Genomic DNA, 15,768 nt, shown 5'->3' with positions numbered 1-15,768 from the left:
CTTTGCCAGCTGCGTACGCAAGGGGCACACCTCGGGAAGAAGAAAGGACGGCGGCGGCTGGTGGCTAGACCTGTTCCAGCAAAGCGTCGCGCTCGGCGGCGGGCATTTCCAGCAAGGTCCGGCGCAGAGCCGCAAGTTGCTCCAGCTCTGCCCGGTCCGGTGCCTGCTGACGCAAGGCGGCTGCCAGCGCGGCCGGTGTGGCGTGGTCAAACACCAGCGCCGGCGCGATGTCGATGCGAAACAATTTACGCAGTCGCGCCACCAGCTTGATGGCCAGCAGCGAATGCCCACCAGCCTCAATGAAATCGCTATGCCGACCAAGCGCCTGTGTTACGGGGGGGAGTAATTGCGTCATGGTATCGAGCACCACGAATTCGAGATCGTCGTCCAAGGCAACGTCAGACTGCATATTGGACGGCGCATCAGATGAGGCATCGGTGACAGCAGTTTCCAGCGATTGCAGCAAAGCACGGCGGTCTATCTTGCCGTTAGCCAGGCGCGGGAAAGCTGCCAGCATCACATAGCGGGACGGCACCATAGGTTCTGGCAGCAGCGCCAGCAACGCAGGCCGCAAGCTCGCGGCGTTGATCCGGCCGGACTCGCCAACCAGGAACGCCGTCAGACTCGCGGTCTGATCCGCTGCCCCATGCGCCAGTACGACTGCCTGCCGGATACCTGACTGCTGCAACAGAGCGACTTCTATTTCCGCCGGTTCGATACGGAAGCCACGGATTTTGACCTGATCGTCCGCCCGGCCAAGAATGCGCAATCCGCCTTGTGGTAGGTAGCAGGCCAAGTCGCCGCTGCGATACCAGGTGCGGCTCGCATCGAGCGGGTCGACAACGAACGCGCTGCTATCGACGGACCGATTCAGGTAACCACGACAGTTTTGCGCCCCCCCGATGTACAGTTGGCCGACGGCACCGACCGGCGTTTCGCGCAGCATGTCGTCGAACACAGCCACGCGGCAGTTGGCCATGACTTGCGTGAGTGGAATGGCGGTATCCGTCTCGACATCATCAGGAGTGACCGCATGCCACATCACGCCCACCGTGGTTTCCGTCGGGCCGTAGTGATTGAACACCCGGCAATCAGGTCGATGCTGCCAAATCTTGCGTACCAGCGCCGGCGCTGCAGTTTCACCGCCCAGCACGATGGTGGATGGCAACACGACAGGGTCAATTTCCAGCAAGGCTTCCAGATGCGAGGGAACGATCTTCAGCGCATCAACCCGCCGGCGCTTTATGAATCCGGCAAAATGAGCACCGTCCTGCATGTCGTCGTCATCGGCGATGGCCAATGTCGCACCGTGATAGAGCGCCGCGAACAGCGCGGTATTGCCCAGATCGGCGGCCACGGTGCTGGTCAGTCCCCAGCAACGGCTTGACGCCAGCTGCATACCTTCGCTTGCTGCCAGTACGTAGTTGAGCAATTGCCGATGTTCGATCACGACGCCTTTGGCGGTTCCGGTCGATCCTGAGGTGTACAAGACGTAAGCGGCATCGCTCAGACCGGCAGCAGCTGTCGAGTCCGGTGCCGGGGCTTGCGACGGATAACGCGGCAAAAGCGTATCAAGCGTCGCCAATGCCACATGCCGTACTTCGTTCGCGGCCAGTGCAATGTCATCAGCGCCGTCGTGCAACACCAGCAGCGGCATCGCATCAGCCAGCAAACCGGCACGTCGTGCCGCCGGCCAGCCTGGATCGATGGGCAGATATGCGGCACCGGCACGCCACACGGCCAGCAATGCGACCACCATCTCAGGTGAACGGCGCAAGGCTAATCCCACTCGCGATTGAGGGCCAACCCCCTGTTCCTTGAGCCAATGTGCAAGACGATTGACGCGCACCATGAGGCTGGCGTAATCAATCGGCAATGCAGAGGTCGAGCCGCACAGGGCAATCGCCTGCGGTGTGGCGTGCGCATGCCGGTCAATGTGCGCCAACAAGGTATCGCCACCGGTATCGAGCGCGATAGACTGCGTCACCAGACGCCGCGACCATAACGCACGATCATCCCAGCGCAATGCAGACAGCGATGCCGTGCTATGGGCAATAGCTTGGGCAAGGAACGCCTCGAACTGTCGCAGCAAACCATCGATAGCGGCGTGCGCGTAGTGTTGCGGCGCGTAGTGCATTTGCAGCCGGAGCGCGGAGGAATCGGCCAGATCGACATGCAGCGCCAGTTCGTAGCGAGCGTCCCACTGCGGACCGGGAAAAACTTTCCAGGTCGCAGTCGCGTCGCGCCAGAACGACACCAGTGTATTGACTGAAAAACCAATGCCGGATGTCGCCGCAGCAGCGACATCATCGGTCAGGTATTCCTGAGCACCGGTATGGTGTTCGCCGAGAACCGCCAATTGCCGTAATACGTCGCTGAAACTATCCTGTGCACCGACCTCCAGCAACACGGGAAAGACCTTGCCGTACAGTCCGACAGCCCCGGCCATCGGCTCATAATCAGCACGGCAATCATGTCGCCAGACGCTGCGGATCTGTTGCGCTTGAGTGAGCTTGCCGAGCAGTGCCAGCCAGGCGGCGTGCAGCACTGTTTCTACGACGGTCTGATTGGTCTCGGCGTAGTCTTGTAACGCGTCTGAAAGCGTAGCCGGCAGATGTGTGCCGTGCACCTGCAGCGCGGTCTGCCCGCGTTCCTGCCGGTAGCTTAGCCGGGGCGATGCAGCCTGCGCCACGCGATGTGCATAATTGGCCCAGTAGGCTCGCCCTGCCGTGGCGTCCACGTCGTCATCCAATGACTGACGCCATTCGATGTAATCGGCGTACTGGAACGAATCACACTCTGCCGCACCGCTGCCTGCCATGTAATGGTGGCGAATATCTGCCACCAGCTGTAACAGACTGCGCGCATCGGCGACCAGTGCCGAAGCGGCAAGCCATAGTTGCCAATGCACATCGCCGCAACGTATAAGACGTGCCTGCAAAACCTCGCCCGCAGCCGGCGCGAAAGTTTGCTGCTGCCACTGCTGATACTCCAGACGCAGCGTATCCCCCGCGATGCGGTCAACGTTCGCCAGTGCGGTGAATACTCGCCACGACTGCGGCGGCGCATCCGTCAGCGCTTGTTGGCGCAGACCGCGATAGCCGCTCACCATGCCGAACGCGTGACGCAACACGGTATGTTGCTGTACCGCCGTGTGCAATGCCTGTTCCAGTCGTTGCGGGTCGAGCTCTCCTTGTATGTCGAGGGCCAAACAAACTGCCGACGCAGAAGATGCCAGCGCATTACGCTGCTCCGAACTGAGCGGCAAGCCTGGTGCCACGTGGCGGGAAGATTCAAATGTCTGCGTCATGATGCTGCTCCTGTAATGACTGTGCCGATCTCTGTCGGCACCGATGCTGTGCCCGGTATCGACACCTCTGCCCGCTCAACCATCGCACCCATGGCCACGACGATTTTGCGCGGTCCCTCAAATGGATCGCGGGCATGCGCGGCCAGCATGTTGTCGAGCATGACCACATCGCCCTGCTGCCAGTCGAAACGCACCGCGCAAGTTTCATAGAGTTGGCCGATCAATTCCATGACTGCGTCTGGAATCGGACTGCCGTCGCCGAACAACACATTGCGCGGCAACCGTTCGGGGCCGACCATCGACAGCAGATCGCGCCGCAGCTCCGGATCAAGACAATAGGGATGGTGCAGTTGCACCTGATTGAAGAACACCTGGGCGCCGGTCACCGGATGCACGATGACCGCCGGGCAACGGGTGCGGGTCTGCAAGGTATCGTCGTCGAGCCAGACAAAACCGGTACCGGCAGCCTGCAAGCGAGCCTCGACAACCGCCTTGTCGCTGGTCTGATAAAACGATTGCCAGCTCACATCCAGCCTTGGTGTGAAGGTGCGTACATAGAGCAGTTGTTTCTGTTCAAATTCGTTGCGCAGTGCTGGCGGCAAGCGGTGCAGCATCTCCCTGCAATCGACAATCGGCGTGGCACCGCCGACCGGCGACGGCAGCTCGCAGAAGAACCACTGCTTGCGCGGCCAGCGTTCAATATGTGCACTTTCGTTGTGAAACAGGATCATCTGTTTTTCCGGATAAGGCGTGGAACGGTAGGTTTTCTTGCCGCCCTCTTTCTTCGGCAAGTCGCCGTAGCTGCCGTATAACTCGGGCTCGATCGCCTCGGCAAATGCCTCGAACTCTTGCGGCGTGCGCAGACCGAAGCGACGGAACAGCACACCTCCGTGGCGTCCCAGCAATTCCGCAATCAGGGCCTTGTTGTCATGCGCCCAGACGACTGTATCCAGATCGGCGCTGGTGGCTTCGATCAACAGCGGAAAATCGGCATCGGCGCGCAGCGGTGCAATACGTACGGGCGGTATCGGCGCGGCCGGTGCCAGCGACGCTCTGGCATTGCCGCCAGACAAGCTCTTGAGCTTGCTCAGTTTACTGAGCTTGTCGCTCTTGCCGGGAGTGCCGGCGGGGCCGGAGACGGAGACGGAAGCAGCAGATGCTGACATGGTGGAAGAACTGCTTGTCATGACGAAGTCTTCTTTCAGAGAAGGAATGGCGAATTGCGACAGCGGCCACTCGGGATGGAGCGCGATCTGTTCCAGCAAGCTGATCCATGCAGCAGCGATGCGCTGTACGGTGGACGGCGCAAACAGCGCTGCGGCATATACCCATTCGAGCTGTAATGCGCCTTGCCCGGGAGTGACGAACAAGGCAATGTCGAACTTGGCGTGCGCATGGAGCGCCGGCAAGCGCTGTACCTGAAGTTGCGGTAAATCGAATTCCCCGGTGGGCATGTTCTGCATCACGAACAGCAGTTGCACCAAGGGATTCCAGCGACGGTCTCGACGTATCGCCGCGACTTCGGCGATACGTTCGAACGGCAGTTCCTGATGCGCAAAAGCATTGAGTACCGACTCACGCGTGTCACCCAGCATCGTGACGAAACTCTGCTGCGGCTGCAGCCGCGAACGCAACGGCAAGACATTGACGAAGAAGCCGACCAGTCCCTCCAAGGACTGATGTTCGCGACCGGCTACGTCGGTGCCGATCAGCAAATCATCGCGTCCGCTCATGCGATGCACCAGCAACTGGAAGCTGCTCAGCAACAGCATGAACAAGGTGACCTCGCTGGCTTGCGCCAGTGTCGTCAGTCGCTCGCCCAGCGACACCGGAATCTGCAACGACAAGCGCGCACCGGCGCTCGACAACGGGGCCACGCGCGGCCAGTCGGACGGCAATGCCGGTTCGGCAGTCACGCCGGCCAGCGTTTGCTGCCAGAACACCTCGTCCTGCTGTGCAGACGGTCCGGCACGGCGTTGCTGTTGCCAGACGGCGTAGTCGATGTATTGCAGTGGCTGCGATGGCAATTGTGGCTGCACATCAGTCGCCAGAGCACGATAGATGTCGGAGAACTCGTTGATCAGCACGCCTACGGACCAACCGTCTGCCACGATGTGATGCAGTGCCAGCAACAAGACGTGACGTTGCTGCGCGCAGCGCACCAGCACTGCGCGCAGCAGTGGCGCGGCGGCCAGATCAAAGGCCTGCTCGGCCTGGCGTTGTGTTTCCTGCGCCAGCAGAACTTGCTGTTCTGCATCTGCGACGCCGGACAGATCGAACACGGCAAGCGTGGCCTGCACGTTATCCGGCGCAGCGATACGGGAATATGCTTCGCCGTCATCGTCTTCTGCATAGCTGGTACGCAAAATTTCATGGCGTGCCAGCAAGTGTTGCAGAGTGCTGCGCAGGTGCGCTTCCGACAAGCTGCCGTCCAGTTGCAAGGCAGCGGTCATGTTATAGGCCGCCGCCCCGCCTTGCATGCGATGTACCAGCCACAGGCGTTGTTGCATCGGCGACAGCGGCATGCGTGCCTGGCGCGGCACTGGTACCGGAACCGAAACCGGTATCTGCGCCACGTCGGGCTGGAGTGCGGCGTCCAGGGCGGCGGCCAGCTCATGCAGTACCGGGGCCGCGAACAATTGACGCAGACTTACCTGCGTCTGCGGCCACAGCGCACGCCAGTGTGCCAGCACGCTGGTGGCCAATAGCGAATGGCCGCCGAGCGCAAAGAAGTTATCGTGCCGTCCGACCTGTGGCAGGCCCAATACGGTTTGCCAGATCTGCGCCAGTTGTTGCTCGGTGTCGCCCTGTGGTGCGGCGTAGGCTTCTTCGCTCTGCGTCTGCACCGCCGGCAAAGCCTTGCGGTCGATCTTGCCGTTGGTGCTCAGCGGCAGCGTCGCCAGTTCCATGATCACGGTCGGCACCATGTAGTCCGGCAGTTGTCGGCCCAGAACCATCCGTAAGGCTTCCGCATCGATCTGTGCACCGGCCCGCGCTGAAACATAGGCCACCAGTTGTTTGCTGCCTGCCACCTCCACGGCAACGACCACCACTTCACGGATGACCGCTTGCGCCAATAAAGCAGCCTCAATTTCGCCAAGTTCTATACGCAAGCCGCGGATCTTGACCTGATGATCCAGTCGCCCCAGATACATGATCTGCCCGTCCTCGCGCCAGCGCACCAGATCGCCGGTGCGATATAACCGTTCGCCGTTGGCTGAGAACGGGCTGGCGACGAAACGCTCTGCGGTGAGCCCGGGCTTGCCCAGATAGCCGCGCGCCAGATTGACACCTCCCAGATACAACTCCCCTGCCACACCCTGCGGCACCAGTTGCAGCGCGTCGTCCAGAATATAGGTTTGGGTGGCGCTGATAGGACGCCCTATCGGTACGCTCGCGCTACGGTCATCGACCCGGCACGTCCAGTGCGTGACGTCGATGGCGGCTTCGGTCGGTCCGTACAGGTTGATCAGTTGCGCCTGCGGCAATTGACGCTGCGTCTGCTGCTGCAACTCCATCGGCAAGGCTTCGCCGCTGCAAATCACGCGTTGCAGTTTCGGGCAATGCGCTGCAGCAATGTCGCTCACGAAGGCTTGCAGCATCGACGGCACAAAGTGCAACGTGGTGATGCCGTACTCACGAATTAACTGGCCCAGTTGCGCCGGATCACGATGTGCGCCCGGCGGCGCCATGACCAGTTCTGCACCGGTCATGAGCGGCCAGAAGAATTCCCACACCGAGACATCGAAGCCGAACGGAGTCTTTTGCAGGACCTTGTCGCCGGGACCTAAGCCATAGGCTTGCTGCATCCACATGAGCCGGTTGACCAGCGAACTATGCCGGTTGGCAGCGCCCTTGGGCTGCCCGGTGGAGCCCGAGGTGTAGATCACATAGGCCAGATGTTCGGGGTGCAAGCGCAACGCGGGATTGTGCGCGGGTTGCTGTGACAGTGCCGGTGCCAGCGTGGCGACATCGATGACGCGCACAGTGCTGCCATCGGATGCTGCCGGCAACAACGGTAACAACGGCAGTATTGCCGCCTGCGTGAGCAGCAAGCCAATGCGGCTGTCTTCGATGAAGTAGCTCAGCCGTTGTGGCGGATGATCCGGATCCATCGGTACGTAGGCCCCCCCTGCCTTCATGATGGCCAGCAAGGCGACGACCATTTCCTGCGAACGCTCCATGGCAACGCCAACCCGGCTGTCCGGCCCGACACCCTGCCCGATGAGCCAGTGCGCCAGCTGATTGGAATGACGATTGAGTTGCTCGTAGGTCAACGCCTGTGCGCTCTGCACCACGCGCACAGCGCTACTCCGCGCATGCAACACCACCTGTTGTTCAATGAGCGACAGGATACTGGGAACTGCTGCTTGCTCTTCGGCATTGACGCTAAGTGCAGTGAGACGCATCTGTTCTTCGGCCGGTAACGGCATCAGATTACCCAGTGCTTGTCCGGCGTCCGCGCTGAGTTGCTGCAACAGCATCAGCATCTCCTGCGCTATGCTGTCGGCGGCGGCGTCCGTAATCTGCGCGGCGTTGTAACGCCAGTCGAACTGCAAACGCTCGGTCAGCGTCGCGACTACCGTCATCGGATAATGCGTCTCTTCCCGGTTGCTCACCACCGCTATCCGCAAGCCGCCGTCCTGCTCTGTTTGCAGGGCCAGATCATGTGGATAGTTTTCAAATACCAGAATGTTGTCGAACAACGCCTGACCGGCTTGTCCTGCCCAGGTCTGGATCTCGTACAACGGACTGCTGTCAAACTCGCGCACAGCCAGATTGGTCGCGTGCAAGCGGGCCAGCAAGTCGGCTACCGTCAACGCGGGTTGCAACTCAACCACCAGCGGCACGGTATTGATGAACAACCCCAGTAATTCGTCCGTACCCGTCAGCTCACTCGGACGTCCGGCGACGGTGACGCCGAACACCACGGTAGATTGGCCGCTGTAACGTTGCAAGAGCAGACTCCATGCCGCCTGTACCAGCGTGTTGAGAGTCGTCTTGCAGTCCTTGGCAAAGGTTTGCAAGCGTGCTGTGGCGACGCCGTCAAGAGTGGTCGTGCAGACCCGCTGTTCAGCTTGCTCCAAGATAGGCAACGGCAAGCCGTTGGTCAGTCGGCCCGGACCGTCGAGCGCGGCCAGCGGCGCCAGTTGATCGCGCCAGAAATGCTCGGCGGCGGTACGATCCTGACGTTGCAGCCAGTCGATGTAGTCGCGATAGCGCAAGACGGGCGATGACAAGGCTTCTCCACGATAAAGACGCAGCACTTCACCGATGAGCTGTTGTGTGCTCCAGCCGTCGAGCAGCAAGTGATGCCGCGTCCAGATCAGTTGATGCACCTCGTCGCTGATACGCACCAGAGTCAGTCGCATCAAAGGCGGATGTGCCAGATCGACGCCGCGCGCATGATCGGTAGCGGCCAGCGCTTCCAGTGCGGAGTCGATGTCGCGACGACCACGCCAGTCAAATTCGACGAACGGCAGATTGACTTCTTGCGCGACCCATTGGAGCGCCGGGTCGGCGTGCGCGAGAAAACCGCTGCGCAGGATATCGTGGCGCTGCATCACTTCCATCCATGCCCGATGAAAGCGCACCGTGTCAAGCTGGTGCAGATTCACCCGCAATTGATTGAAATAGGCTCGGCTGTGCGGTGACAGCAACGTGTGGAACAACATGCCCGACTGCATCGGCGAAAGCGGATACATGTCGTCCACACCTGACTTTCGGCTACTCGCCGGCAAACTTTCGAGCAAGACGTCCAGTTGCGACTGACTGAGTGTGACCAGCGGAAAATCAGACGGTGTGGCGCCGCCTGCAGTAGTGCGGCAATGCGACAGAAGGTCTTGCATAGTGCGCGAAAAAATCTGCAACAAGGCCTGTATGTCTTCGCGTCGATGCAAGGCGGTGCTGTAGACGCATTCCACCTGCAGCTGCCCTGCCACGACCATGGCATTGAACTCCAGCAAGGCACGGCGCCGGCTCGCTGGGGCACGTTCCTGATCAGCTTGAGTACTGGTGCGCGGCAGCAATTGCCAGGCATCATGCGCAGCAAACTCGTCGAAGCGTCCCAGATAGTTGAAAGTAATCTGCGGCTGTTGTACCGCGGAAGATTGGCGCGGAGTTCCCGTCACTCCCAGGTAACGCCACAAGCCATAGCCGATGCCATCGCGTGGCACCTGGCGCCGTTGTTCCTTGATGCTCTTGATGACGGTGCCGGGGTCATTGCTGGAAAGCCTCAGAAGCAATGGCGACAAGGCGGTAAACCAGCCTACCGTGCGGCTCAGATCAAAACCGGCGCCGTCGATGTCGGCATGGGAGGGATCAACGCGGCCATGATTTTCGACTTCTATCAACAGACTGTCACGCTGCGCCCATTCGCAAAGCGTCAAGGCAGTCGCACTCAGCAGCAGATCGTCAATGCGAGTGCGATAGGCCGCATGAGCTTCTCCGAGCAGGTACGTGGTATTGGTATGGTCCAGCACGAACTGCTCGCGTGCGGCAAGCGCCACTGTGTTATCAGTGACACCAATGGCATCGGACAGACGGGGTAGCGCGGGATCTTCTACTTCTTCCAGCTGCTGCCAATAGGCACATTCTTGTTCCGACAGGCTGGCCGCGGCAGTCGGCAATGCTTGCGCCCATTGGCGCCATGATGCCGTCGGTGCAGGGAAGCTACGTCCTTGCAACAAGGTCTGTAAGTCTTCCAACAGAATGCGCCACGACACGCCATCAATCACCAGATGATGCGCGATCAATGCCAGCGTTGCTTTTTCGTCTGCGCGCGGCGTTAACGGTGTCAGCCACAACACCCGCCATAGCGGTCCATTCTGCAAGTCCAGGCTGCGTTGAGCACGGTCGATCGCAGCAAGGCGAGCAGTCTCGCTCTGCGTCCCTGACGGCAGGATCACGTGTTCGAAACAATCCGTCTGTTGCGCGCTGACCTGCTGCGTCCACTGGTCATCGGCTGCTTTCCGGAAGCGTAAGCGCAAGGCTTCATGATGCTGCGTCAGCACTGCGACTGCGGCACCCAGTTCTGCCGCCGGCGTGGTGGCGGGCCCTTGCAGCAAGACGCTTTGATTCCAATGCGCCGGGGCATCGGCATGATCCGTGAAAAACCATTGCTGCACCGGCGTCAGCGGCAGCAATGTGCTGTCTTGAAGCGCGACTGGCGCGGGTGTTGCGGTGGCTGTTGCAACAGCCACCGCAACCGCCTGCATCGCCAGCGCGGCCAGATCCGGCGCTTGCATGAGCTGGCGCGGCGTGATGCGCCACCCCGCTTTGCGCAGGCGCGCAACGATCTTGAGCGTCAGGATGGAGTCGCCGCCGAGCGCAAAGAAATTGGCGTTGCGCGCGACCTGCTGCAGCCCCAACACTTCTTGCCAGACCTGCGCAACGGCGATTTCGGCGTCACCTTGTGGCAAGGTATGTGCCGCCAGCGTCACAGATTCATTGTCGGCTTGTTGGGACGGTGCCGGCAACGCCTTGCGGTCGATTTTTCCGTTGGCGGTGAGCGGCAGGCGATCCAGTGCGACGAAGTGGCTCGGCACCATGTAATCTGGCAATAGCGCCGCCAACCGCTCACGCAGTGCAGCCGGTTCACGACCGGCCGCGCCCGCAACATAGGCGCACAATTGCGTACGTCCATCATCAGCGTGGTGCGGCATCACTTCGGCGGCCGTCACACCGTCCAGTCCGCGTAGCAGACTGGCGACTTCTTGTGGTTCGACCCGGTAGCCGCGTATCTTGAGTTGGTCGTCGCAACGCCCCAGAAACACCAGACGTCCGGCGCGGTCCAGGCGGACCTTGTCGCCGCTGCGGTACAAGCGTTCGCCCTGTCCGAAAGGACTGGCAATGAAACGTTCCGCTGTCGCCGTCGCACGTCCTTGATACCCACGCGCGAGACATGGTCCGGACATATACAGTTCGCCTTCTGCACCGGCCGGCACCGGATTGAGATCGGCATCAAGCACGTGGATCTGCACATTCGGCAACGGTAGTCCCAAAGGCAGTTGCGCATCCCGCTCGGCAGTTGCCGTCACGGCATGGGTCAATACGCCTACCGTGGTTTCAGTCGGGCCGTAGTGATTCACCACCCGACAATCAGGCCGCAACGTGTGGATCTGTTCCAGCAAGACCGCACTGGTGCTTTCGCCGCCCACGATCAGCGTGTGGCGTGGCAGCACTTGTGCAGCTTGCGGCCCTTGCATCAATGCCTGCAAATGACTAGGGACGATTTTCAGAACGTCGATGGCATGCGTTTGCATCACGTCGGCAAACTGTATCGGATCGAAGGCTGATTGCACCGACAACAGATGCAGGCTGCGGCCGGAACACAAGGCACCAAACAGGCTGGTATGCCCAAGATCGGCGGCCACCGTGGACACCATGCCCATGCTGCGCACCGTATCAGGCAAGTCCAGCTGCTGCAGCACTCCCTGCACGTAATTGCTCAGAGCGCCATGCGTCAGCACCACGCCTTTGGGGCGGCCGGTGGAACCAGATGTATAGATCAGATAGGCCGCTTGTTGTGGATGCGGCGCACAAAATGCACGGCAGTCGCTGCGCAATGGCGCGGCCGCTATCGTCAGCGGCAGCATGACGAGTGATGTACCTGTTTCGGCTGCATGCAACAGCTGCAGACGTTCACCTTCGGCGCTCGCCAGCAGCAAACTGATGCCACTGTCGGCCATCTGAAAGGCCAGCCGTTCATCCGGCAGCTGCGGATCGAGCGCCACATAGCAAGCACCCACCCGCAAGGCTGCCAGCAGACCGATTACGAACTCGACCTGGCGGCCGCTGGCGATACCGACACGAGATTCGATGCCGATGCCGTGATCTTGCAGTTGCGCGGCGAGATGCTCGACCTGCGCCATCAGTTCTGCACCAGTCAGTGCCTGCCGTTCGTCGGCCACGGCGATGGCTTGCGGGTCGCGCGCGATGTTACGCCGCCAGCAGGACACTACATCAGCATGCGCGAAGACTGCCTGCGTGCCGCTCAGTTGCGACGGCACATCCGGCAGCTGCAATTGCGCCAGCGGACGCGTGGGCATCGCTACAGTTTGCCGGGCCAGTGCCACTAACGTTTGTGCCAGCGCCTGCACACTACTTTCAGCGTAATGATTTGCCGCATAGACGAACAGGCAATCGATGCTGTCAGCGCCGACGCTAAAGTCAAGGCTGAGATCAAAGTGAGCCTGACCGCCGGTCAACTCTTCGAGTTGCATGCGTACGCCGGCGCTGTGCCAATGCGGCGGCAGCGCTGCCCGTTCGGTGCATTTCACCTGGCACAGCGGATGCACCCCGGGATGACGTTCCGGCTGCAGCGTAGCGACTACCATGTCGAACGACACGTCCTGGTGAGCCTGCGCTGCCAGCACGGTATCACGCACCCCGGACAGCAAGGCGTCGAATCCAAGACGGCTGTCTACCTGCGTACGCAGGACATGCAGATTGATCAGATAACCGATCATGCCGTGCGTCTGAGGATGACGGCGATCCGCCATCGGCGAACCGATGCGCAGATCGGCACAACCTGTGGTGCGGTACAGCAGCAGATTCAGCAACGCCAGCACGCCCATGTAGATCGATACCCCTTGTCCGGCGCACAACTCCTTGAAGGCGGCGCTGACGTCGGCTGGCAAGGCGAATGCATGGCGCGCTTCCAGAAGTGCTGCATCGCTTTGACGGCGGTGACCGAACGGCAATGTCAGCGGCACGTGTTCATCACCCAGCTGGTGTCGCCAATAGTCAAGTTGACTGGCTTGCACGGCTGCGTTCAGGCGCTGGTTGTGCCATACCGCATAGTCAGCGAATTGGTGCGCCGGGCCTGATAGCGCGGCAGATTCCCCTCGGCTGCGGGCAGCGTATAGCGCCGACAATTCGTCCAGCAGAATCTGCAGCGACCAGCCGTCGGCTGCAATGTGATGCAAGGAAAGTCCCAGCAAATGACGTTGCGGCTCACAACGGATCAGTAATGTGCGAAACGGGATGTCCCGATCCAGTTGAAATGGCCGGCGAGCAAAGATCTGCAGCAGTTGGCGGGCGTCTGCCTCGTTGCCGGCAGTCGTGGCAGGCAGCAGCAGACCAGATGGCGCCGCCAGCGTCTGTTGCTGTGGCAGACCGTCCGGCTGCGGCACATAAATCGTCCGTAGCACCGCATGCCGCGAGACGAAATCATCAATGGCCAGCGCCATTGCCGCCTCATTGAAAGGGCCATTCAAATGCAGCACGCCGGGCATGTTGTAGGCAGGGCTATGCGGATCGAGTTGCCAGGTGGTCCATAGCGAGCGCTGTGCCGCAGTCAGCGGCAACAGTCCCTGCCGTTGCGTGGCGCTCAGAGTGGGGATGACATCAGAAGCTGCCGCAGATAACGCAGATGACGCAGATTCAGTTGCGCCTTGCGCCAGTAGAGTACGAATCGTCTGGGCCAAATCCAGCAGTTGCGGCTGTTCGAACAAGCTGCGTATCGGCAAATTGATATGCCAGTGTTCGCTGATGGCAGCGGCCAATTGCACGGCTTTGAGCGAACTGCCGCCGCTGCGGAAAAAATGCGCCTCGCGCGCCGCGACCGGAGCAGTCGCCACTGGCAGGATTTGTTTCCAGAGTGTGATCAGGTCGCGTTCGATCTGGTCGGCGACGATATTTTCGACCGTTGCCGGGACGGGGGCGGAAGCCTCCGCAGCTATCGCAGTTGTCAGCGACAACCTGCCGAACGCCTGCACTGCATACGCATCCAGCGTACCGTCCAGCCAGCCGCTGCGACAAGCACTGCGTTGAAGCTTGCCGCTTGAAGTTTTGGGCAAGGAGCCCGGATTGAGCAGCACGATGACACTGGCAGGTTCGCTGCAAGTCAGTGCAATGGTCTCTTGCAAACTGTCGATCAGGGTCTGTGCCGCCACCATTTTTTGCACGCTGCGCGAAATTTCCAGCGCCACACCAATGCCCTCGATGCCGTCCGGGGATTGTTCGCGTGGTACGGCAAATGCCGCCACACGACCTTTTCGCACCAGTTCGACCTCGCTTTCGATGGCGCGCTCGATATCTTGCGGATAGAGATTCTGACCACGCACGATGATCATGTCCTTGCGCCGTCCAGCGATAAACAGCTCGCCCTGCTCAATGAAGCCGAGGTCGCCGGTGCGTAACCAACGCTGGCCATCGCGCTCGACAAAGGTGTCTGCACTGTCAGTCTGGCGCCGCCAGTAGCCAGCCGCGACGCTGGGCCCGCCGGCCCAGATTTCCCCCACCAGTCCGTCGCTCAGAGGCATACCGCTGGTCGGGTCTGCAATGCGTAGCTGATGTCCGGCCGGCGAGATACCGCAGGCAACCAGTCTGACTGCATCGTCGGCTGCGGCAATTTTCCGGGCCTGACCGTCTTTGAGACCGTCCGGATCAAAGCAGACGACCCGCATGCCACCGTTGCGCTTGCCGCCGGTGACCAGCAGAGTAGATTCGGCCAAGCCGTAGCAAGGGTAGACTGCATCAGCGGAAAAACCAATATCGCGGAAGGCGTCGATAAAGTCGTTCAACGTATCGTGCCGGATCGGCTCGGCACCAGAAAATGCCACGCGCCAGTGCGACAAATCCAGGCCCGCACTACGGCCGGACCGAATGCGCTCGGCACATAAGCGGTAGGCAAAATCGGGGCCGCCGCTGATAGTGCCGCGATGGCGCGACAACGCCTCAAGCCAGCGCACCGGACGTTCGAGAAAAAAAGCCGGACTCATCAGCACCACCGGAATACCCCGATAGAGCGGTTGCAGCAAGCCGCCGATCAATCCCATGTCGTGATATAGCGGCAGCCAGCTGACAAAGGTATCGTCACTACGCACGCCTAGCCGCTCCTGGATCGCCGCTTCGTTGGCCATCAGGTTGGCATGCGTGACCATCACGCCTTTGGGCTGTGACGTTGACCCGGAGGTGTATTGCAGAAACGCGATATCGTTGTCGTCAATCGCATGCGCGCGCAGAGCGGTATCGGTAGCAGCAAGATCAACAGCGGGAGGTGATATGTCCATCACGATCAAGGCTGCATTGCCGGCCAGCGGCGTATTGTCAGCCTGCAGCGCGGTTGCGGTGGCTTGCGTGACGAGCCAGCAGCAGGCACCGGCATCTTCCGCGATACCAGTCAGGCGTTGCAAATGCTGGCCGCGTATCGATTCGGGACGATGCAGTGGCACCGCCACCAGTCCGGCCATCAGGCAGGCGAAAAAGCCGACGACGTAATGCACGTCGTTGTCCAGCAACAGCAACGCCCGTTCGCCAGAAGCGAAACGCCGCTGCAATTGCTGCGCCAGCGCTGCCGCGCGGCCATGCAGCTCCGCGTAGCTAAAGCGTTGATCACCGCTGGCGTCAACGGTGATCAGGGCAGTGTCGAGCGAGCGTGTTTGCGCCAATTTTTGCAGGCGTAAAACGATGTTGTCTGCCGAGTCGATAGGTTTTGTCATCGCATGCTCAGT

General features: G+C 60.7%; 2 protein-coding genes. Both read right to left on the bottom strand.

The features are described 5' to 3' along the window. Positions 1 to 64 precede the first annotated feature (64 nt). A complete protein-coding gene (locus hmeg3_RS11655; protein ID WP_094563866.1) occupies positions 65 to 3,310 on the bottom strand; it encodes an amino acid adenylation domain-containing protein in 3,246 nt (1,081 codons plus the stop codon). Then, positions 3,307 to 15,756 (bottom strand): non-ribosomal peptide synthetase, encoded by a 12,450-nt coding sequence (locus tag hmeg3_RS11650; protein WP_094563865.1) that lies wholly within the window; start codon positions 15,754 to 15,756, stop codon positions 3,307 to 3,309. The genes hmeg3_RS11655 and hmeg3_RS11650 overlap by 4 nt, the downstream gene beginning before the upstream one ends. Positions 15,757 to 15,768 lie beyond the last annotated feature (12 nt).

Origin of the sequence: Herbaspirillum sp. meg3 (assembly GCF_002257565.1) — a bacterium.
Taxonomy (GTDB): Bacteria; Pseudomonadota; Gammaproteobacteria; order Burkholderiales; family Burkholderiaceae_D; genus Herbaspirillum.
The sequence above is the reverse complement of the archived record's forward strand: the minus strand, read 5'-3'. Positions and strand labels throughout refer to the sequence as shown.

What these genes read in the sequence shown, in the direction of transcription:
- hmeg3_RS11655 (WP_094563866.1), bottom strand. Translation starts at nt 3,310, where the DNA reads ATGACGCAGACATTTGAATCTTCCCGCCACGTGGCACCAGGCTTGCCG.
- hmeg3_RS11650 (WP_094563865.1), bottom strand. Translation starts at nt 15,756, where the DNA reads ATGACAAAACCTATCGACTCGGCAGACAACATCGTTTTACGCCTGCAA.